The sequence below is a fragment of the Paenibacillus radicis (ex Gao et al. 2016) genome, assembly GCF_014641555.1.
GTDB lineage: Bacteria > Bacillota > Bacilli > Paenibacillales > Paenibacillaceae > Pristimantibacillus > Pristimantibacillus radicis.
Genome location: NZ_BMHY01000006.1, coordinates 13,416 through 35,549, shown reverse-complemented (window position 1 = coordinate 35,549; position 22,134 = coordinate 13,416). Strand labels below are relative to the sequence as shown.

General features: G+C 50.4%; 19 protein-coding genes. 18 read left to right on the top strand and 1 reads right to left on the bottom strand.

The window, feature by feature from the left end:
* The first annotated feature begins 78 nt into the window (after nt 1-78).
* On the top strand, nt 79-747 hold the full coding sequence (fsa, locus tag IEX98_RS16500; protein WP_188890538.1) for a fructose-6-phosphate aldolase: 669 nt from the start codon (nt 79-81) through the stop codon (nt 745-747).
* 66 nt (nt 748-813) lie between these two features.
* Here fsa and IEX98_RS16495 read toward each other — a convergent pair whose 3' ends face one another.
* Complete coding sequence (locus IEX98_RS16495; protein WP_188890320.1) at nt 814-1,422, bottom strand: TetR/AcrR family transcriptional regulator; 609 nt, start codon at nt 1,420-1,422, stop codon at nt 814-816.
* A 262-nt stretch (nt 1,423-1,684) separates the two neighbouring features.
* Between IEX98_RS16495 and IEX98_RS16490 the strand changes: the two genes are divergently transcribed.
* From IEX98_RS16490 to IEX98_RS16410, 17 genes are all read left to right on the top strand, one after another.
* Complete coding sequence (locus IEX98_RS16490; RefSeq protein ID WP_188890319.1) at nt 1,685-3,148, top strand: MDR family MFS transporter; 1,464 nt, start codon at nt 1,685-1,687, stop codon at nt 3,146-3,148.
* A 448-nt stretch (nt 3,149-3,596) separates the two neighbouring features.
* Nucleotides 3,597-6,257, top strand: coding sequence for a valine--tRNA ligase (locus tag IEX98_RS16485; RefSeq protein WP_188890318.1), 2,661 nt, complete (start codon nt 3,597-3,599; stop codon nt 6,255-6,257).
* Nucleotides 6,258-6,306: 49 nt separating this feature from the next.
* The gene (locus IEX98_RS16480) at nt 6,307-7,683 is read left to right on the top strand and encodes a bifunctional folylpolyglutamate synthase/dihydrofolate synthase (protein ID WP_188890317.1); all 1,377 of its coding nucleotides are present in this window, start codon (nt 6,307-6,309) and stop codon (nt 7,681-7,683) included.
* Nucleotides 7,684-7,690: 7 nt separating this feature from the next.
* Entirely contained in the window at nt 7,691-9,079 is a 1,389-nt protein-coding gene (gene murC / locus IEX98_RS16475; protein WP_188890316.1) for a UDP-N-acetylmuramate--L-alanine ligase, read from the top strand.
* Nucleotides 9,080-9,220: 141 nt separating this feature from the next.
* A complete protein-coding gene (locus IEX98_RS16470) occupies nt 9,221-10,681 on the top strand; it encodes an SPOR domain-containing protein (protein WP_188890315.1) in 1,461 nt (486 codons plus the stop codon).
* A gap of 61 nt (nt 10,682-10,742) precedes the next feature.
* Complete coding sequence (locus tag IEX98_RS16465) at nt 10,743-10,985, top strand: DUF4321 domain-containing protein (RefSeq protein ID WP_188890314.1); 243 nt, start codon at nt 10,743-10,745, stop codon at nt 10,983-10,985.
* 85 nt (nt 10,986-11,070) lie between these two features.
* Entirely contained in the window at nt 11,071-11,685 is a 615-nt protein-coding gene (locus IEX98_RS16460) for a Maf family protein (RefSeq protein WP_188890537.1), read from the top strand.
* Between the two features lie 91 nt (nt 11,686-11,776).
* Nucleotides 11,777-12,466, top strand: coding sequence for a RadC family protein (radC, locus tag IEX98_RS16455; protein ID WP_188890536.1), 690 nt, complete (start codon nt 11,777-11,779; stop codon nt 12,464-12,466).
* Between the two features lie 41 nt (nt 12,467-12,507).
* A complete protein-coding gene (locus tag IEX98_RS16450; RefSeq protein ID WP_188890313.1) occupies nt 12,508-13,536 on the top strand; it encodes a rod shape-determining protein in 1,029 nt (342 codons plus the stop codon).
* 91 nt (nt 13,537-13,627) lie between these two features.
* Complete coding sequence (gene mreC, locus IEX98_RS16445) at nt 13,628-14,461, top strand: rod shape-determining protein MreC (protein ID WP_229692231.1); 834 nt, start codon at nt 13,628-13,630, stop codon at nt 14,459-14,461.
* Nucleotides 14,458-14,991 (top strand): rod shape-determining protein MreD, encoded by a 534-nt coding sequence (mreD, locus tag IEX98_RS16440; protein WP_229692230.1) that lies wholly within the window; start codon nt 14,458-14,460, stop codon nt 14,989-14,991. Before mreC ends, mreD begins: the two co-directional genes overlap by 4 nt.
* Before the next feature lie 66 nt (nt 14,992-15,057).
* Entirely contained in the window at nt 15,058-15,708 is a 651-nt protein-coding gene (locus tag IEX98_RS16435) for a septum site-determining protein MinC (protein ID WP_374705357.1), read from the top strand.
* Nucleotides 15,709-15,734: 26 nt separating this feature from the next.
* On the top strand, nt 15,735-16,526 hold the full coding sequence (minD, locus tag IEX98_RS16430) for a septum site-determining protein MinD (protein WP_042164744.1): 792 nt from the start codon (nt 15,735-15,737) through the stop codon (nt 16,524-16,526).
* Between the two features lie 7 nt (nt 16,527-16,533).
* Nucleotides 16,534-17,679 carry an FtsW/RodA/SpoVE family cell cycle protein gene (locus IEX98_RS16425; protein ID WP_188890312.1) on the top strand — a complete coding sequence of 382 codons (1,146 nt, stop codon included), beginning with the start codon at nt 16,534-16,536 and terminating at the stop codon, nt 17,677-17,679.
* 159 nt (nt 17,680-17,838) lie between these two features.
* Nucleotides 17,839-18,759 carry a M23 family metallopeptidase gene (locus IEX98_RS16420; protein WP_188890311.1) on the top strand — a complete coding sequence of 307 codons (921 nt, stop codon included), beginning with the start codon at nt 17,839-17,841 and terminating at the stop codon, nt 18,757-18,759.
* Nucleotides 18,752-19,630, top strand: a complete 879-nt coding sequence (locus IEX98_RS16415) for a M50 family metallopeptidase (RefSeq protein ID WP_188890310.1) — start codon at nt 18,752-18,754, stop codon at nt 19,628-19,630. Before IEX98_RS16420 ends, IEX98_RS16415 begins: the two co-directional genes overlap by 8 nt.
* A 1,197-nt stretch (nt 19,631-20,827) precedes the next feature.
* Nucleotides 20,828-22,075: an Rne/Rng family ribonuclease gene (locus IEX98_RS16410; protein WP_229692229.1), complete on the top strand. Its 1,248-nt coding sequence runs from the start codon at nt 20,828-20,830 to the stop codon at nt 22,073-22,075.
* Nucleotides 22,076-22,134 lie beyond the last annotated feature (59 nt).

Sequence of the window (22,134 nt, the reverse complement as noted above, 5' to 3'; positions counted from 1 at the left end):
TAGAGGATTGCTGCGATTCACTTGCAGGTAATTGGAGATTAAATTTATATGATAAATGAATCGACGGAGGTTATGATTTTGAAATTTTTCATCGATACCGCAAATATCGGAGATATTCAGAAAGCTTATAAAATCGGTGTATTGTCGGGCGTAACGACAAATCCTTCGCTTGTAGCGAAAGAAGGTGTCAAATTCGAAGACCGCATTTCAGAAATTTTGCAGCTGGTGCCGGAAGTGGAATCAGTGTCTGCGGAAGTGACGCCAAACGCGCTGTCTGCGGAGGAAATGATTGCAGAGGCGAATGAGTTAATCAAAATTAACAAGGGCGACAATAAAATTACAATTAAGCTTCCGATGACACTGGCGGGTTTGGAGGCTTGCCGCTACCTGACTAGAAAAGGAGTTAAAACGAATATTACGCTCATATTCACCGTTAACCAGGCGCTGCTTGCGGCTCGAGCAGGTGCAACGTATGTGTCGCCTTTTCTAGGCCGCTTGGATGATATCTCTGAAGACGGGGTGCTGCTGGTGTCCAAGATTGCCGAGCTGTTCCGTATACACAAGCTGGATGCCCAAATTATTGCCGCATCGGTTCGCCACCCGGATCATGTGACCCGCGTTGCAATGGCAGGCGCGCATATCGCGACGATTCCTTTCAGTGTCATCGAACAACTGACCAGACATCCCTTGACGGATCAAGGCATGGAAAAATTCGCTGCCGACTGGTCGAAAGCGCCAAAGCTGTAACGTGCGGCGTATGTATAAGTCAAGCGTCTGCCGTCTCCTCGTCATTTGGAGAGAGGGCGGACGCTTTTATTTTGGCAAAAATAGCGGATTAATGGATGTTTGGCAAAAACAAGCGGCAATTTTCTCGATAGGATAGCCTTTAATTTTTTTCAAATACATAAACGATTCCGGCGAGAAACTGGTAATGAGCAGATGCGTCGTAAATTCGATATCCAGCTCGATCAGCTCGTGCTTTTCCTGTGCTTCCAGCAGAAGCGAATGATAGGTGTCGTACAGAAACATATAGGGCGGTGAGTTGAAAAATGTCGCTTGATCCGGCTCGCAATGCCTCGGAATCTGAATCACACTGATCCAATCGAATTTATCATCAAAAAATCGCATTAAATGAAAGACGGTCAGATTGAAACGCTCCTGTACAGGGGAATCTTTTTGATCGTGAAGCAGTTTGTCAATGTTCGCGGCAAATGTCGAGAAATTGTCTTTCATCAAATCCATGCACAGATCTGACTTATTAGCGTAGCGGCGATAAAGCGTTCCTTGTCCGATATTGGCAGCCTTTGCTACTTGATGCATACTGACAGACTCGACCCCATGTTCGGCAAACAACTGTTTTGCGGTATGGAGTATCGTTTTGCTGACTTCCAATGCGTCCTTTTTCTTTCTAGTTGCAGGCATGGGCATGACCCTCCTTTTCAACATTTTGAGTGCGTTAATAATTATTTAATGATTGATAGCGTATTCGTATATTGACATGCGGACAATTGTCCGGTAATATCGAACAGCGGACAATTGTCCGCAAACATAAGCAATCTTGTCTCTCGACAACTACATTGTATATTTGCAGCGGGGAGAGGTCAAGGCATGCGCTTATAGATATAAGAACTTTGCCGCAGAGCGCAAGCCTGTGAGACAAAGCATTTGGGAGGAGAAGAGAAGCATGTCAGCAACAACAAACAGCGCGAACCTGTCGATTCGCTCGATTATCGCGCCACTGCTCGCCATTATAGTCGGGATGTTCATGGTAATCCTGGACGGGACGGCGATGAATGTCGCGCTTCCCAAACTGAGTGAGGACTTCAACGGCGCATCCTTTACACTCGTGCAATGGACCGTTACCGGTTATGCCTTGGCGCAATCCGCCGTCATTCCGTTAGCAGGCTGGCTGTCCGACCGTTTCGGCGCCAAGCAAATTTTTCTAGTATCAGTCATTTTGTTTACAATCGGCTCTGCGCTTTGCGCATTGGCGACTACCGCTGAACAATTGATCGTATACCGTATTATTCAAGGTCTTGGAGGCGGTATGGTCGCTCCAATCGCGATGGCCTTCACTTACCGTCTCAGCCCTCCGGGCAAGCAAGGTGCGGTAATGGGGATGATCGGCATTCCGATGCTGCTCGCTCCGGCCCTTGGTCCGGTTCTGTCCGGCTGGCTTGTCGAATATGTAAGCTGGCACTGGATTTTCCTGATCAATCTGCCGATCGGCGTTGTAGCCGTTATTATCGGCATTCGCACGCTGCCGGTCATTCAACGTCAATCCGTACCGCAGCTTGATATTCTCGGTATGATTTTTGCACCGCTGGCCTTTGCCGGTCTGGCATACGGTGTCAGCGAGGGCGGCTCCGACTGGGGCTCCGCCAAGACGCTTACAGGCTTGATCGTCGGCGGCGTATCGCTTATCATCTTCATCATTGTAGAATTGAGCCGCAAACAGCCGCTGCTGGAGCTTCGGGTGTTCAAGTCAGGCAACTTCTCCCGCGGTGTTATCGTGCAGTGGGTATCGCAAATTGCGCTGTTCGGCACATTGTTCCTGTTCCCGCTGTTCCTGCAAACGGCTAAAGGCTATTCGGCTTTGGAAACAGGCTTGATCCTGCTGCCTCAGGCGCTTGCTGCAGCCATTTGCATGCCGATTGGCGGCAGGCTGTTTGATAAAGTTGGGGCAAGACCGCTGGTCATCACGGGCCTTGCTTTCGTCACTGTGGGAGCGTTCCTGCTCTCCTCGATTTCGGCGACAGCCGGCGTTGGCTCCTTTATCGTACCGCTGATTTTGCTCGGTGCAGGCATGGGCTTGTCCATGATGCCGCTGAACACGCATATTATTCAATCAGCGCCTCCTGAGCTGGTCAGCCGCGTCACTTCCCTGACAGGCGCTGCTCAACAGGTTATGACATCGTTCGCCGTAGCAGGCCTTGCTACCATCCTTGCCCGCCGTAGTGTACACTATGCGGCAACTAGCACGAACCCGCTGGATGTCATGTCATCGGCTTACGGCGACACATTCCTCATTCTAACTTGCATCGGCGTAGCCGGCGTTTTGTTCGGCTTCCTCTTGACGAAGCCGAAGCGTTCGGATGCGGATGGCGCGGAGAAACCGGAAGTGCAGATGATGATGGGCGGTCACTAACGGATTAGCTCCGTTAGCGAACGTGAAATAAAGGCTGTGAACGTTGACTTTCTATAGTCGATTCGGGTAGAATATTGTATATCTATCTTTATCGACGTTGAAGGGGAAGAGCTAGCAGCCAAGCCATCAGAGAGCGGAGCCGTAGCGCTGAGAGGTTCCGTAGGAAGTTACTGCTACCAGTCGCCCTGGAGTTGCTTGAACGACCCGGGAAGCTATAGGCAAGACGGCTACCGTCAATTCAAGCCGGCCACAGCCGTTATCTGTTCGAGTGCCGTGTGCAGTTTTGCACGGAACAAAGGTGGTACCACGGAAGCTGAACCTTTCGTCCTTTGCTATAAGGGCGGAAGGTTTTTTTGCATGTTTGCCTGTTTTGGACCACCGCTTACGATTCAATTTGTTAAGCCGGCTTTGCCTGGCAAAGCCTTTATAATTAGGAGGATGGAAATTAATGGCCGACAACCAAACGACGCCGGCAATGCCGACGACCTACGATCCGAAAACCGCTGAGCAAAAGTGGTATGACTTTTGGAAGCAGGGACAATTTTTCAAAGCGGGCAACCGTCCTGATGCGGAACCGTATACGATTGTTATTCCCCCGCCGAACGTAACGGGAATGCTTCATATTGGCCATGCACTGGACTTCACGCTGCAGGATATTCTCATTCGCACCAAGCGGATGCAGGGTTATGACGCGCTTTGGCTTCCGGGTACGGACCATGCGGGTATCGCAACGCAAACGAAAGTGGAGCAGAAGCTTCGCGAGCAAGGCATTACCCGTTATGATCTGGGACGCGAAGCTTTCCTGGAGAAAGTATGGGAGTGGAAAGATCAGTATGCCAATACGATCCGCGATCAATGGGCGAAGATGGGCTTGTCTCTTGACTACTCCCGCGAGCGGTTTACTCTCGATGAAGGATTGTCCCAAGCAGTTCGTGAAGTGTTTGTCAGCTTTTACGAGAAAGGCCTGATTTACCGCGGCAAAAAAATTATTAACTGGGATCCGGCCGCACGCACCGCGCTGTCGGATATTGAGGTTGAATATAAAGAGCTGAACGGCCATCTGTATCACCTGCAATACCCGCTTAAGAACGGCAAAGGCTTTATTACGGTAGCAACGACTCGTCCAGAGACGATGCTGGGTGATAGTGCGGTTGCAGTTAATCCAGAGGATGAGCGTTACGCCGACATGATCGGCGAGCTGATCGTATTGCCGATAACCGGCCGTGAGATTCCTATTATTGCCGATGATTATGCGGAAAAAGAATTCGGATCAGGTGCGGTAAAAATTACGCCTGCCCATGACCCGAATGACTTTGAAGTAGGTCTGCGCCATGACCTGCCGCAAATTATCGTGATGGACGAAACAGGTGTTATGAACGAAGAAGCAGGGCCTTATGCCGGCTTGGATCGTTTCGAGTGCCGCAAGCAGCTTGTGAAGGACTTGCAAGAGCAAGGCGTTTGCGTCCGCATTGAGGATCATGTGCATCAGGTTGGCCATAGCGAGCGGAGCGGCGCGGTTATTGAACCGTACTTGTCCACGCAATGGTTTGTGGCGATGAAGCCGCTTGCTGATCGTGCCATTGAAGTACAGAAGTCGGGCAAAGGGGTTCATTTCGTACCGGACCGGTTCGACAAAACGTATCTGCAATGGATCGAAAATGTACGCGACTGGTGTATTTCCCGCCAGCTGTGGTGGGGCCACCGTATTCCGGCTTGGTATTGCGGCGCTTGCGGTGAAATGCATGTGGCGCGTGAAGACATTACGGCTTGTCCGTCTTGCGGCAGCTCCGATCTGTCTCAAGACAACGACGTACTCGATACGTGGTTCAGCTCCGGACTGTGGCCGTTCTCGACTTTGGGCTGGCCAGAGCAAACGGAGGACTATAAACGGTTCTATCCTACGAATGTACTTGTAACGGGCTATGACATTATCTACTTCTGGGTTGCCCGCATGATCTTTACGGGTCTGGAGTTTACCGATCAAATTCCGTTCAAGGATGTATTGATGCATGGTCTCGTTCGCGACTCCGAAGGCCGCAAAATGTCCAAGTCGCTTGGCAACGGGGTTGATCCGCTCGAAGTGATTGAGAAATATGGCGCTGACGCGATGCGCTTTATGATCTCGACGGGCAGTACGCCAGGCCAGGACTTGCGTTTCCGCTGGGAGAAGGTTGAGCAGGCCCGCAACTTTGCGAACAAAATCTGGAACGCATCGCGGTTTGCGCTGATGAATCTGGAAGGCTTCAAAGCCGAGGATATCAACATTAATGTAGAGCTGGGCACTGCGGATCGCTGGATTCTTCACCGTCTGAACGAGACGGTACGCGAGGTTACCCGCCTGATCGATGGCTACGACTTCGGGGAAACCGGCCGCCTGCTGTACAATTTCATCTGGGATGACCTTTGCGACTGGTATATTGAGTTCGCGAAACTTAATCTGTACGGCAGCGATGAAGCGAAAAAACGCGCAACGCAATCCGTGCTCGCTTATGTGCTTGACCGCACGCAGCGTCTGATTCACCCGTTCATGCCGTTCATCAGTGAAGAGATTTGGCAGCATCTTCCGCACGAGGGCGAGTCGATTACGGTTGCTCCATGGCCGGTATACGAGGCTGCGCTGGAAGCTCCTGACGCTGTCAAGGAGATGGAGCTGCTGATGGATCTTATCCGGTCCGTACGTAACGTTCGCGCGGAAGTAAATGTACCGATGAGCAAAAAGATCGAGCTGCTGATCAAGCCTTCGGATGCGGCGGCAGAAGCGCTGCTGCAGCGCAATGAGGAGTTTATCGTCCGTTTCTGCGGTACGTCCAAGCTGGAAATCGGACTGTCTCTGGCAGCTCCGGACAAAGCGATGACTGCGATCGTAACGGGAGCAGAGCTGTACTTGCCGCTCGCTGGCTTACTCGATATTTCGCAAGAAATCGCCCGGTTGGAGAAAGAGCTTGCTACTCTGAACAATGAAGTAGAGCGTATCGAGAAGAAGCTCGGCAATGAAGGCTTCGTAGCGAAGGCGCCAGCTAAGGTCATTGAGGAAGAGCGGGCAAAAATGGCTGATTATGCAGACAAACGCAGTAAAGTGGTGGCTAGAATAGCGGAGCTGCGCGGCTAATATAAGCCTTAGCGGTTCATGAATCGAGATGGAAGAAGGAAAGACAACCATGAACGATAACCATAAACAAGAGGTGCAGGGCGCTGAGCTCCGCACCTATGCCGAGGCTGTTGATTGGATTAACGGGCTGATCCCGTTCGGTATCCGTCCCGGTCTGGAACGTATTGCCAAGCTGCTGGAGCTTGTGGGCAATCCGCAGCGCCGGCTGAAATTCATTCATATTGCAGGTACGAACGGCAAAGGCTCCACATGCGCTTTTTTGACAAGCATTTTAATAAAAAGCGGTTATGATGTCGGTACGTTTACTTCTCCTTATATCACGAAGTTTACGAACCGGTTCCAATACAATGGCGAAGATATCGAAGAAGAGACGCTGCTTGCGCTGGCGAACGAGTTAAAGCCGTTTGTGGAAGAGATTTCGGCAACGGAGCTCGGCTCGCCGACGATGTTTGAAGTGGCGACCTCGCTTGCAATTCTCTTCTACGCGAAGGTTAAGTTTCCGGATTACGTCGTATGGGAGACGGGCCTTGGCGGCCGCCTGGACGTCACGAATATCGTTACGCCGGTTATTTCCGTCATCACGAATGTCGGCCATGACCATATGGATCGTCTTGGCGGCACGTTGACTGAAGTAGCCAAGGAGAAAGCCGGCATTATTAAAGCCGGTGTTCCGGTGGTCAGCGCGGTTACGCAGCCTGAGCTCGTCGAAGTAATGAAGCAGACAGCGGCGGATAAGAAAAGCACGCTCTATTTGCTGGGCGAGCAGTTCAAATTCAATAGCCTGTCTGTTCAAGAGGATGAGCAGAGCTTCAGCTTTGAAGGACTTTTCCGTCCGATTGAGAAGCTGACGATTTCGCTTAACGGTGCTCATCAAATGACTAACGCCGCCGTGGCAGTCATGACGCTGGAGGTGCTTCGCCAGTATTACGCGCTGATCGTCGACGACGATGCGCTTGAAGAAGGACTTCGTCTTGCTGCCTGGCCTGGACGCCTGGAAATGGTATCCCGTACGCCGCGTATTTTGCTTGATGGCGCTCATAATCCCGAAGGAGCGGAAACGCTCGTTTCGGCTTTGCAAACGACTTATCGCTATGATCGTTTACATCTAATGATGGGCATGCTGGAGAATAAGAATCATAGCGATGTCATAAAGCATATACTGCCAATAGTGGATACGCTTATCGTGACCGAGCCTGATTTCCGCAATAAATGCGAGGCCGGCTCGCTTGCTGACCTGATTCGCAGCGAACGGTCCGAATCACAAACTTTTGAGCTCATCGTGGAACCGGATTGGCGGGCAGCGCTTGACAAGCTGCAGCAATTGACCGGTGATGATGACCTGGGTGTTGTGTCCGGATCGCTATACTTAATCGCTGACGTTCGCTCCCGCATCCTGTACAACTCGGAATCTGAAAAAGGTTGGTGAACCGTCTTTGAATACAGCAGAACATGTTCATTTCATTGGAATCGGCGGCTATGGCATGAGTGCAATAGCCCGCGTCATGCTCGAAATGGGCTATACCGTAACGGGATCAGACGTTGCCCGTCAGGAATTGACGGAGAAGCTCGCTGCCAAGGGAGCACAAATCTATATCGGTCATGAACCGGAGCATATCAACGGGGCTGATCTAGTCGTCTATTCGACCGCTCTATCAAGAGACAACGTAGAGCGGGTGGCGGCGGAAGCTCTGAACATTCCGGTGCTGCACCGCGCCCAGATGCTGGCTCGCCTGATGAATGCAGGCAAAGGAGTGGCGGTTGCCGGTGCACACGGCAAGACGACGACTTCCTCGATGATCGCGCTCGTTATGGAATCTTGCAAGGCCGATCCTACTTATATTATCGGCGGCGAGATTGTCAACGTCGGCACGAACGCAAAAGCCGGAAAAGGCGAGTACGTGGTGGCTGAAGCGGATGAAAGCGATGGCTCTTTCCTTCAATATCATCCTGCCATTGCAATCGTTACGAATATCGAGCCGGATCATCTTGAAAACTATGACGGGGATTTCGAAAAGCTCAAAACCGCTTACGTCCAATTTTTGTCGCAGGTTAAGGAAGACGGCAAGGCGATCGTATGCGCGGATGATGAGAACGTCATGGAAATATTGCCGCGGCTGGACGCTGACGCGCGCGGCCGGCTCATTACGTACGGTATTGACGGCGATGTGGAATACAAGGCGGAGAACATTACGCTTGGCGACCGCAAGGTTACTTTCGTTATGAGCAAGGGCGGGACTAAGCTTGGTACGGTGAACCTGTCCGTTCCGGGCAGACATAATGTTTATAATGCGATGGCGACGATAATTACCTGTTTGGAAGCGGGCTTGCCGTTCCAGGAAGTTGCCGATGCCATTCATGAATTCCGGGGAGCGAAGCGCCGTTTCCAAGTGCTCGGCGAGATCAATGATATTCTCGTTATTGACGATTATGCGCATCATCCGACGGAAATTCAGGCGACAATCAGCGCAGCGAAAGCGACCGGCAAGCGTATTGTTGCCGTATTCCAGCCCCAGCGCTATACACGGACGTTTTTCCTGCTGGATCAATTTAGCCGGGCATTTCCGGAAGCAGATGAGGTTGTTATTACCGATATCTACTCACCGGCCGGTGAACAGCAGATTGAAGGCGTTAATTCACGCAAGCTTGTAGAGCTGATCCAAAGCAACAGCAATGCGAATACAACCTACATTCCGACGAAGGAAGAAGTGTTGGAGTATTTGACGGCTAAAGTTGCGCCGGGCGATCTCATTATTACGATGGGTGCCGGCGATATTTGGAAGGTTGCCGATTCGCTTGCGAAATTGTTGAAAGAAAAAGCATAACAGAAACAGGGATGCCCAACCGGAAATACGCCGGTTAGGGCGTCTTTTTTTTGCAGCAAAGCTCTGGCGGTTTCCTGTTCATAATTCTCTTAACACTCTCATAAACTAGCAATAGAAGAATGGGACAAGGAGAGAGTTGACATGAAATCTAACAACCGCATTACCTACCGTTTTGACCGCAGCGGGCAGCCACTGAACGATAGCGATCGCCAAGAGATGAAGAAGAACGGTGCAAGAGCGCAGGCAGGCGTTCCTGATTCTTGGATTGCTGATGATAATGATAGCAGCCATCCAGCCGCGGTTTCATCGTCCAAGACAGCTTCGAAAGTGATTCCGATTTATAAAGAAAGCTATGATTCTTATAGCATGAGCGGGGAATTCACGCCATGGAATACAGCGTTCCAAGAGGATGTCGGCGCACTTGAGCAGCTTATACGCGATACGGACGATTCGAAAATCAGGGAAAACCGAAGCCGTATGCCAGAAATTCAATCGGAAGCTGTGCAGCGGCCAGCCAAGCCTAAAGCGGTAAATCGCAGAGCTGCTATGGATGATGCGTCAATCGATCCTTCCAATCCGGAGCTGGAGATCGAGCGTAAGGGAGATGCGCAATCAGGTGCAGTCTATTACCCTGAAGAATTTCCAGAGGAAATCGACCACATTGATGCCGGGGGCAAGCATGAATGGACGGTCAAACGCTATACCGCTCCGCCTTCCTGGATGAAAGTTTTTCTGTCTGTGGCGGCTGCACTTGCAACAGGGGCATTATTCGGTTATTTGCTGCTTAATTTGTTTACGGGTACGCCAGTCTGGCCTGGTGAAGGCACAGGCGGTGCAAATAAACCGGTTGATGGAGCGATTGTCGACCCTGGACAGGGTGGGGGCAAAGCTTCGGCAGGCAAAGGGAATGGCACAATCTCAGGCAACGGAACTGTAGCAGCGGGAGAGGTAACGGGCAAAGGAAGCGCCTTTGCAAATCTTTCCCTCCCCGTACAAACCTACTATATGCTGCAATACGGCGTATTCAGCAATGCAGAGGGACTCCAGGCGGCCATAGCCGATTTGCAGGGCCGCGGGAATGCGGCGGCAGGATTTTATACAGGTACAGATTATAGAGCCTACACAGGGCTGGCTGGGGACCGTGCGCAGGCGGTTTCTCTTGGCAAATTGTTAAGCGGCATGGAGCTTTATGTGAAACAGGTGGACGTTGAAGTGCCGCAGCAATTTCCGTTCAGCGGCGATGCCGCAGCGGCGGAGACGTTTCTCAGCCGGACGGCCGAGCTGGTATCGATGCTGGATAAGCTTACACTGACGCAATTGGAACAGCCGCAATTATCTTCGCTCAGTCCGGCGGCATCTAAAGCTTGGTCGGCTTCTCACCAAAGCTGGACGGAGAGTGTGAAGGCGATGGAAGCCGGAGTAAAGGACAAAGAAGGACAGGCATTTCTCATAAAATTAATTCAATCCCTTAATTCCGCTGCCAAAGGACTTGAGGAATACGATAAAAAGCCGTCACAATCGCATTTGCAGGCTGTTCAAAGCGCTTTGATGGAAACGATTCTGACACAAAAGCAATGGTTTGAGTCTGTCAGCGCATTGTAATGAAAATCAAACCTAAGTATAATAGAAACAGGTGTCAATTAATGGCGAGAGGCGTTGAATCATGAAGAAAAACGGCTGGATTTTATTGCTTTTCCTCGTACTCGGATTGCTGGCAGGCGCATTGCTTGCGCGCTGGCTTGAACCGGTATCCGGATTATCCTTTTTGACCAAAACCATTCAAACCTCTTGGTCTCCTGCCGTCGATCTTTACGCTCTCCGCCTGGATCTCTCCATCCACCTTCAGATCAGCTTGCTTAGCATCATTGGAGTTGTCGTAGCTATTTGGCTATATCGCAAAATATGAACCGCAGCGGGCAGCTAGCCCATGCGGTAAGCAATAAAGGAGAGTAACGGGACAGTTGAAACCGAAACATGCCAACGAAGTGCAAATGCAACCGATTAGTCAGCTCGTGCTGGCATCGTCGTCTCCGCGCCGGAAGGAACTGGTCGCATCGCTGGGCCTTTCCTTGCCGGTTTATATTTTGCCCTCTGACGCTGACGAGTCTGTGCCTGAGGATTGGACCCCGGGGCATATCGTGGAGCAGCTGAGTCTGCGCAAAGCGCGGGCTACAGCGGCGATTTTGAGCGAGAGGCAGGAGGAGTCATCCTCCATCGTCGTCGGCGCTGATACGATTGTCGTCGTCGACGGCGATGTGCTCGGCAAGCCTAAGGACCGCAATGACGCCTTTGGGATGTTGAAGAGACTGCAAGGGCGTTCCCATGAAGTCTATACGGGAGTTGCCTGTTTGCCGACCGGGAATGGACAGGCTGTCGTCAAGCATCGTATGACCAAGGTCTATATGAAGCCGCTGGGCGATGAAAGAATCCTCAAATATATCGCAACGGGAGAATCGGATGACAAGGCTGGCGCATACGGCATCCAAGGTTACGGGGCGGCGAATGTCGACCGTATCGAAGGCTGCTATTTCAACGTCGTCGGTTTGCCGATATCGCTTTTGTCGGACATGCTTCTTGAATTCGGCATTGATGTATTTGAATCCTAAACGTCCGGCAAGAGACAGCAGTAACTAACTATTGAAATTAACAGGTATGATTGAAAACGATTGTTATTAAGAGTTGAGGGAAGGGATGGACATGGAGTCGCAAGGCGAGCTATTGCGCAATGTCCCCCATGATGAACGTCCAAGAGAGCGCATGATGCGATATGGGGCCGAAGCACTTAGCCATACGGAACTGCTAGCCATCCTGCTGCGTACGGGTACGAAGCGGGAATCGGCCGTTCATTTGGCTGGAAAAATTTTGAAGGAATGCGGCAATTTACGCAATTTGGTTGATATGAGCATGGACGAGTTGACGAGAATAAGAGGGATCGGACCGGCTAAAGCGGTGCAATTGCGTGCGGGCATTGAGCTCGGACGCCGAATTACCCGCAGCCGTCATGGCGAAACGGTCACGGTACGCAAGCCTCAGGATGCCGCCGATTATGTAATGGAGGATCTCCGTTACTTGAATAAGGAGCATTTCGTCTGCTTGTTTCTAAATACGAAAAACCACATTATTGCCCGGGAAACATTATCGATCGGCACGTTGAATGCCTCGCTTGTCCATCCGCGGGAAGTGTTCCGCGCGGCGATCAAATGCAGCAGCGCATCTCTAATTTGCGTTCATAACCATCCAAGCGGCGATCCGCAGCCTAGCCCCGAAGATATCTCGCTAACGAAGCGTCTGATGGAAGCGGGGGAATTAGTAGGCATTGAAGTGCTGGATCATCTGGTTATTGGAGATGGAAGGTTTATCAGTTTGAAGGAACAAGGTTATTTGTAATATAATAAGTGGGATTGTCGCAATTAGAAGGGAGCATTAACATGTTTGGTGGTTTTTCGAAAGATCTGGGTATCGACTTAGGAACGGCGAACACGCTGGTTTTTGTTAAAGGAAAAGGAATTGTAGTGAGGGAGCCGTCGGTTGTGGCCCTTCGTACGGATACAAAAACAATTGAAGCAGTAGGCGAGCAGGCGAAAAAAATGATCGGCAGAACGCCGGGCAACATTCGCGCTGTACGTCCGATGAAAGACGGCGTAATCGCTGATTTCGAGACGACTGCTACAATGATTAAATATTTCATTCGTTCAGCACAAAAGCAAAAGTCGCTTTTCCCGCGTCACCCGAACGTTATGGTTTGTGTTCCTTCCGGCATTACAGCTGTTGAGAAACGCGCGGTTGAGGATGCGGCAAAGCAAGCTGGCGCGCGTGAAGCTTATACGATTGAAGAGCCTTTCGCAGCGGCTATCGGCGCTGATCTCCCTGTATGGGAGCCTACAGGCAGCATGGTTGTCGATATTGGCGGCGGTACAACTGAAGTTGCTGTTATTTCCCTGGGCGGTATCGTAACGAGCCGTTCCATCCGTGTAGCCGGCGATGAAATGGATGAATCGATCATCCAGTATATCAAACGCTTCTACAATTTGATGATCGGTGAAAGAACGTCGGAGCAGCTGAAAATGGAAATCGGCTCCGCGTTGCCGCTTGATGCGCCTGAATCGATTGAAATTCGCGGCCGTGACCTTGTGACAGGCTTGCCGAAGACGTTGCCGATTACGGCTGAGGAAGTTACAGAAGCGTTGATGGATACAGTCAATGCTATAGTTGATGCGGTAAAAATCACACTTGAAAAATGCCCGCCGGAGCTTTCGGCAGACATTATGGATCGCGGCATCGTATTGACGGGTGGCGGAGCGCTGCTTCGCAATCTGGACAAACTGCTGGCTCGCGAGACAGGTATGCCTGTAATCGTAGCCGACAACCCGCTTGATTGCGTAGCTATTGGGACAGGTCGTTCGCTTGACCATATTCACTTGTTCAAAAACAGAAGCTCGTCACGTTCGAGACGATAATCTGGCAGCGAATGCCAAACGGAATTGTAAATGAAATAGGCAGGTGATTGAGCTGTTTAAGCTGTTTAGAAATAAGCGGATGTTCATGCTTATGTTCGGCTTTATACTGTTCATTGCGGTCATCGGTTTTTCGTTAAGCGACCGTAAAGAACTGACAATGCCAGAAAAGTTTCTTGGCGATTCCGTTGGTTTTGCGCAGAGTCTATTCTACAAGCCCGCTGGAATTATAGCGGGCTTCTTTGAGGATATCCGAAACTTGCGCACGATTCATGAGGAAAACGAACAGCTGAAACTGATGGCAGCCGCTTATGCGCGCGACAAAATTAATTATAATTTCATCGAGCAGGAAAATAAGCGTTTTAAAGAAGAGTTGGATTTCACGGAACGACAAGAACAGCTGTACAATTATAAATATCGAATTGCACAGGTTGTTGCAGTGAATAACGATACATCCAACCGGACGATGGTCATTAATCTGGGCTCCAAGAATGGCATTAAGAAAAATATGGCGGTCACGACGGTAGATGGCTTGATTGGTCTTGTTAGTGAGGTTCGCCCGTTTACGAGTACCGTTATGCCAATTACTGAGCTGGACGAGAAATCTCCGAATTCCAATTTAATTGCAGCGACAATTTTAGGCAAAATCGATTCTTTTGGTATCATAAGCAGCTATAATCAAGAAACGGATCGTCTCATGATGACGAAAATCGATGAGAAAGACAAAATGATTGTCGACGATGTCGTCATTACGTCAGGACTTGGCAATGTATATCCGCGTGGACTGGTCATCGGTACGGTAGAGAACAAGCAGGTAGGCGATTTTGGTCTTACATATACCGCATCGGTTAAGCTCGCAGCAAAATTTGACCATTTGACCGAGGTTTTTGTCGTTGAAGTTCAAGATATCGAGGATGCCGCGGAATGAACGGGATGAGCATCAATCGACTCATCGGCGTGATGTTGCTGCTATTTATCATTGAAGGCACGATTATGCCTTGGATTATACCGATTGATTTGGCTGGAAGAATCGTTCCTCACTTTACGTTTGTATTCGTCATGTATGCTTCTTTATACAGCAGCCGCCATACTGCCTTGCTGCTGGGAATTGGCTTCGGCATGCTGCAGGATGTCGTCTTTTTCGGACATTTGATGGGCGTACATGCCTTTGTTATGGGACTTATCGGATATTTTGCCGGATTGCTGCTGGAGCGCAAACGCAGTACGCTGCTGACGGCTCTATCGGTCATCGGCCTTGCTTGTCTGGTCAATGACACGTTCGTTTATTTTATTTACAAGGCATTCCGCATTACGAATGAATCTTATGCTTGGGCGCTTCTGGATCACATTCTGCCAAGTCTGTTCCTGCAGCTGGTCTTCGCTCTGGTCTGCTATGTGCCGGCCCGGAAGCTGTGCGAGAGTAATTGGTCGCGCGGTTCCGAAAAGGAAGAAGAATAAAAAAAACGGCTATAAGCAGGAATTCGGGCGTTGCGAAAAGAATGGAATACGTTGGGAGGGACAGACGTGACCGAGAAGCAGCATATCATGATAAAAGGCGTAAAGGAAGGTCTCGTTTTCCTTCTCGACGACCAGTGCGAGTTCGCCGTCTTAATGGATGAATTGCAATACAAGCTTGAAAAAACGCATCAGCAGCTGTTGACCGGGCCTTTGGTTCACGTTCATGTGAAGCTGGGGACGAGGCAGCTCGTCGACGAAGATAAAGAGCGGATTCGTTCGGTAATCCGGGCACAAGGAAATTTGATCGTGCAATCGGTCGAATCAGAAGTGCAGCCGGCCGATAAAATAGAGGGCCCGACCGGACCCCGTGTCATCACAGGCATGATCCGTTCCGGGCAAATGGTCGAGCATGACGGAGATTTGCTGCTGACAGGCGATGTGAATCCCGGGGGCACGATTTTATGCACGGGCGATATTTATGTGCTTGGCGCATTAAGGGGAGTTGCCCATGCAGGTGTTGGAGGGCGGACAGATGTTATTATCGCCGCCTCGCTTATGCGCCCGACGCAGCTGCGGATTGCGGAAGTGATCAGCAGACCGCCGGAGGAATGGATGAGCGGCGATGCCGCAATGGAATTCGCTTATTTGCAGGACGGCAGCATGCAGATTGACAAGATCACGCAGCTGTTCCGTTTACGCAATAATCCGATTATGTGAAGAGTGTGAAGAGGGGTGTGTAACGTATGGGAGAGGCAATCGTAATTACGTCCGGTAAAGGCGGAGTCGGCAAGACGACGACATCGGCAAATTTAGGTACGGCGCTCGCTCTGCTCGGCAAAAAAGTTTGCATGGTCGATACGGATATCGGCTTGCGCAATCTGGATGTTGTCATGGGGCTTGAGAACCGTATTATTTATGACCTGATCGACGTGGCCGATGGTCGTTGCCGGTTGAATCAGGCGCTGATTAAAGATAAGCGCTTTGATGAGCTGTACATGCTCCCGGCCGCTCAGACGAAGGATAAAAATGATGTTCAGCCCGATCAAGTGAAGCAAATCGTCCTGGAGCTAAAGCAGGATTTCGATTATGTCATCATTGATTGCCCGGCAGGCATCGAGCAAGGCTTCCGCAACGCTATTGCAGGTGCAGACCGCGCAATCGTTGTGACCACACCGGAGAATGCGGCAGTTCGTGACGCTGACCGTGTCATCGGACTTCTCGATAAAGAGAAGATCGCTTCGAAAATTATTATTAACCGGATTCGGAATAATATGGTGAAAACCGGAGATATGTTGGATATCGACGAGATTTGCCAAGTATTGGCGGTTGATTTGATCGGTATCGTACCGGATGATGAGAAGGTAATCAAGGCTGCCAACGCTGGCGAGCCGACGGTTATGGATCCTTCTTCGCGTGCGGCGATTGCCTATCGCAACGTTGCCCGCCGGATATTGGGCGATATGGTTCCTTTGATGCTGCTCGATGAGAAAGCTGGCGCCTTCAAGCGGTTCCGCAAGTTTCTTGGAATAGGATGATTGCCTTGTGCTTAACAAACTGAAAAAAATCGACTGGGGCATTATTGCTATCCTCGTCTGCCTGATGTTTATCAGCACGATTCTCGTCCGCAGTGCTACGCATAACAACGCCTTGTATCATAACTACGATGTAAAGACGCTTATCTACTATGGAATCGGGTTTTGCATCGCAATTATTGCGACTGTTTTCGATTACCGCATTTTGCTGAAGGGCTGGCATGTGCTGTATGGCATTGGTGTAACGTTGCTGATTTTGGTTTATTTTTTCGGTTCGGAAATAAACGGCGCCAAGGGCTGGTTTCAGCTTCCGGGTTTTTTGTTTCAACCGGCCGAAATTATGAAGATCATCATCATTATAGGCATCGCCTATATTATGGGCAGACGGCAAGGCGACAAGCTGACGTTCACGAAAGATTTGGTGCCGGTAGCGGCATTTTCTTTTCTGCCGTTCATGCTCGTTATGATTCAGCCGGACCTTGGCAATGCGATTATTTATTTAGTTATCGTTCTGGGTATGCTCTGGATCGGCAACGTTAAATATACGCATGTGCTTGTTGGTATGGCGACAGTTATCGCCGCAGTTATATTGTTCGTGTCCCTATTCAATACGTTTAACTCGCAAATTTACGACTATCTCGATCTTCACAAAAAGAAGCACTGGTACCAGCGGATCAACACATTCATAAATCCGGAGCAGGCGTCACAAGACGACAAGCATCAATCTGTCAACGCGAGAATCGCTATTGGCTCCGGGGGATTGAGCGGCGACGGCTATATGCAGGGTGATATGCTGAAGGGCAAATTTATCCCGTATCCGTATTCGGATTCAATTTTTGTTGTCGTTGGGGAGGAATTCGGGTTCCAGGGCTCAGCGGTGCTGCTGCTATTGTATTTCCTGCTTATATATAGGATGATTATCATCGCCTTCAAGTGTTACGATCAAAAGGCTTCATTTATCGTAATCGGTATTGCGACGATGTTCGTGTTTCAAATTTTCCAGAACATCGGGATGATGATCGGGTTAATGCCGATTACCGGTATTACCTTACCTTTTATAAGCTACGGCGGCACATCGCTGCTTCTAAATATGATTTCGATCGGTATTGTTTTCAGTATCAAAGCGCATCAGGAAAAATACGAGCTTGCCGATTAATCACGGGCGTTCGCACCTCTTACGGAGGAGCGGACGCTTTTTGCTTTTTCCCTTTAGCTCACCCGAATACTTGTCTCATTCTGCTCATAGATATGAGTAAATGAACAAGCTCTCGCAGCAGGCACGTTCGCTGCATGCCGGGGAGAGGGAGGAACTGCGATGAATGCGAAGGACGGTATACGCCAGCGTAGACAGGAGAAAATTAAGCAATTGCTCCAGCAGCAAGCCGTACAGCCAAGAAATGACCGGAGTGATTATAGAACGTCTGGGATTGGAGATTTTCCGGTGAGCCCGCCGGTTGGACGGCCGATTCGAGCGGAGGAACGGATAACGCATGAGTTGGACCCGGAGAGGCAATGGAAAACCAATCCGACTCCTTGGCTTGGTTGGGGAGTCGAAGAGGAGGGCGGCCGGGGCGGCAGCCAACGGGACCGGGATGAGAATTGGAATAGCGGCGGCTGGAATGGTTTTCGCAATGAGCTGAAGTGGAAGGTTATCGCTGCGGCGCTTTTGTTTGCAGGGATATGGGGGATGTACCAATATGATGCCGATTGGACGATCGAAGGCCGTGGTTTCGTGAAGGCTGCTTTGACGGAGGAAATGGATTTTGCAGCCGTAGCAGCGTGGTACAAGCAGACCTTTGCCGGTGCGCCGTCTTTCATTCCGATATTTGGTGACGAGACGAAGCCGGCACAATCTGCTGAGGGGGCTGTGCAATTGCCGGTCGTTTCTCCGCTTCCTGACGGTGCGCTTGTGAAGACATTCGCTGAACTGCTGGATGGGATTGAGCTTGCCGGTACGCCCAAAGAAAAGGTCGCCGCTGTTGAAACGGGGCGTGTGCTGCTTGTAACGGAGGATAGCAAAACGGGCGTTACGGTTGTAATTGAGCATGCGAACCAAAGAACGAGCATATATGCGAAGCTTGGGGCAGCGGGTGTGAAGGTGAATGATTGGGTAGAGGCGGGCGACGTAATCGGTACGCTGGGCGAATTGAGCGGGGACGAGCCTAACCTGCTTTATTTTAAAGTGAAGCAAAATGACCGTTATATCGATCCAGTGAGCGTGATACCGATTGATTAAATGGCTGGGCATCCGCTGGTCGTTTCATCCGCTGTTTGTGCTCGTTATGATTGCCTCTCTCGCGACCGGCTTTTTCTCAGAGCTTCTTACTTTGTTTCTGATCGTACTTGTTCATGAAGCGGGTCATGTTATTACAGCTAGGGCTTTCGGCTGGACCGTGCGGGAAGTAAAGCTGCTGCCATTCGGCGGAGTTGTTGAAGTCGATGACGCAAGCGGGCTCCCTGCAGGCCAAGAAGCGCTGGTGGCGATAGCTGGACCGCTGCAAAACTTATGGATGGGGCTGGCAGCATGGGGATGCGGCCAGCTTGGCTGGTGGGATGCCGAATGGGCGGAGTACGTATGGAAGGCCAATATGATGATTGGACTTTTTAATCTGCTGCCGATCTACCCGCTCGATGGGGGCAAGCTGCTGCAAGCGGCTTTCAGCTATGGCTTTAATTATTTTGCGATGATGAAATGGACGGCCCGCATCAGCATCGCGCTAAGCGCAATGATGATTGTTTTCTCGCTGTTGATTGCTTTCCGGCCAAACGGAGGCATTCAGTTGAATCTGCTGGCGATCGGCATTTTCTTGCTGCTGACTAACTGGACGTACTACCGCAACATTCCCTATTTATTCGTACGTTTTTTGATGCACCGCGACCGGGTCGCGGCCCGGGCAGCCGCGCGCGGCGCCTATGCGCGGCCGCTGTTTGTGAGCGGCAAGCAGCCGATCGGCTCGGTTATGCGTATGCTGTGGCGGGAGCAATACCATCTCGTCTACGTGATGGATCCAGGCGGCCAAGGGGCCAGAGTCGTTCCGGAGGAGCGGCTCATCGACCGCTACTTGACCGAGCGCGACCCTCATCGGGCGGTGATGGAGCTGATATGACTGCGTGGTTGCGGACTCCGTAGTTTCGGTTCATGTGACTCCGTAGTTTCGGTCCATGCTGCCGTTCGGACTCCGTAGTTTCGGTTCATGGGACTCCGTAGTTTCGGTTCATGCTGCCGTTCTTGGTTGAATAACGATCGCTAACTCGATCGAAAAGGCAACCATCGAAAAGTCATCCTGAACTCGAAACTACTCCGTCTGGTGGGGAAGGTCAATACCCGCTCATTATGCTAATTTACTGTATAGCTTTTGTTAATTCGATTTAACGAAGCAGGTTCGTTATTTAGAGAATGCAATTTCGCTAAAGTGAAATTAATAAAGACTAAAAATTGTGGAGCGAACCTAATTTCGCTACTCGAGAACCTAGGTTCTCGGATAACGAAATTAGGTTCGTTCTTTTTGTCGTCGCAGCCGATAGGGATTGCTGTAGCGAGTTTAGCTTCGCTAGATAGCGAAGCTGGTTCGCTGGAGAGAAAGTTAGTGGAGGAAATAAGGCGCATGGTGCGACTGTGGTAAGTCGAGCGTTGAGCTGGGGGAGCGAATATTGAATCTGGTAATCCTAGAGAAACTGGTTTCCGCATTGAGAAAAAGAAGAAGAAAACGAAAACGAAAATGAAAAAGAAGAAGAAAAAGATAGAGAAAAAGAAAAAGAAAAAGAAAAGAAGAAAGTTAGTTGGTCATAGAGAGTTCTGTAGCGCGATGCAATGATATGTCGAGTGAGGAGCTAGCAATAGTGAAAGTGAATAGTGGTGGTGAATGAAAGGTTGGCATAGAGAATTGGTTGCGCTGAAATGACAAAGTGAGTGTAGAAAAAGCTGGTGTGCAACGAGAGTTAAATTAAGTTTGGGGTGAGAGCAACATTCGCGCAGTTGAATTCGTAAGGTAAGTATGATTGAAGAAAATTCCATTTACTAAAACCGAAGAGCAACAGAACAAAGAGCAACAGAACAAAGAGCAACAGAACAAAGAGCAGAAGAACAACAGAGCAGCAGAGCAGCAGAGCAGACACTAGCGAAGAATGAAACAGCGAATAGTAGATGAGCAGTACCTCGGTCAGTGCTAGGTAAGCTTACATCCATTGGAGCAAGGGAGTGCTTTTTGGAGGCTGATTGTGAATATTTCTACTCTATGGCGAACGCGAAGTCATTGTTATGTGTTAAAATATTAGAAAAAAAGGCATGGCGGTGATGTTGGGGAATGAAGCAATTGTTAATGCACGGACACGGAGAGCTGCTGCAGACAGCGGTGCTTGAGGACGGGCGCTTAATTGAATTTTATATGGAGAGGTCGGAGAATAGCGGGTTAGTCGGGAATGTGTATAAGGGGCGGGTCGTGAATGTGCTTCCGGGCATGCAAGCGGCATTCGTCGATATCGGACTGAGTAAAAATGCTTTTTTGTACATAGATGATTTGCTGCATCCGCATTTGGAAAAACAAGCGGCGCAAAAACCCGCCATTCAGCAGCTTGTTCGGCCGGGACAAGAGCTGATCGTGCAGGTGATGAAAGAACCGCTTGGCGGGAAAGGCGCAAGGGTAACGACACATTTTACCCTGCCTGGCAGATGGCTCGTTTATATGCCGGCGGCCGGCTATGTGGGCGTGTCCAAAAGAGTGGGCAAGGAAAGCGAGCGGACCAGACTCAGGCTCATAGGAGAGCGGCTGCTCCAAGGCGAGGAAGGCATTATTTTGCGCACCGCTGCAGAAGACGAAAGCGAGCAGGCGCTTGCGGCAGACGTGGAGCAGCTCAGGCAGCAATGGAACAGTATTTCCGAGCGGGCTGCCAAGGCGCCGGTGCCCTCCGAGCTGCATCGTGAAGCAGGACTGCTGCGGCGCATTGTCAGAGATGCGATGACACATGCTATCGATGAGGTGTGGATTGACGATTCGTCGAGGCATTCCGAATTGCAGGCGCTTTTGCGGGAGATGACGCCGCAGCTGGAGCAGCGCCTGAAACTATACGAGCGTACCCCTGATAAGCCGTTATTCGAAGCTTTTGGAGTAACGGAGCAGGCAAATGCCGATTTTCAGAGGCGAATAAGGCTCTCGAGTGGCGGACTGCTCATATGGGAAGAAACGGAAGCGCTGACCGTCATTGATGTGAATACGGGGAAATTCACCGGTGATAATGATTTGGAGGACACTGTATTCAAGGCAAATATGGAAGCAGCGGATGAGATCGCGAGGCTTTTGGCCGTCCGGGACGTCGGCGGAATCATCATTATTGATTTTATCGATATGGAGGACGAGGGCAACCGGGAGCGCGTTATGTCGCGCATGTCAGAGTGGGCGAAGCGGGACCGGACGAAATGTGCCGTTCTGGGCTGGACAAGGCTTGGCTTGCTGGAGCTGACACGTAAAAAAGCGAGGGAAAACGCAACGCAGCAGTTGACCGTACGCTGTGAGGCTTGCGGGGGAAGCGGCAAGATAACGGTTGGGATCGGATAAAACAGGCAATAGTTGATCTAAACTATCTTTTATGCTAGAATGTTCTAGTATGTCTGATT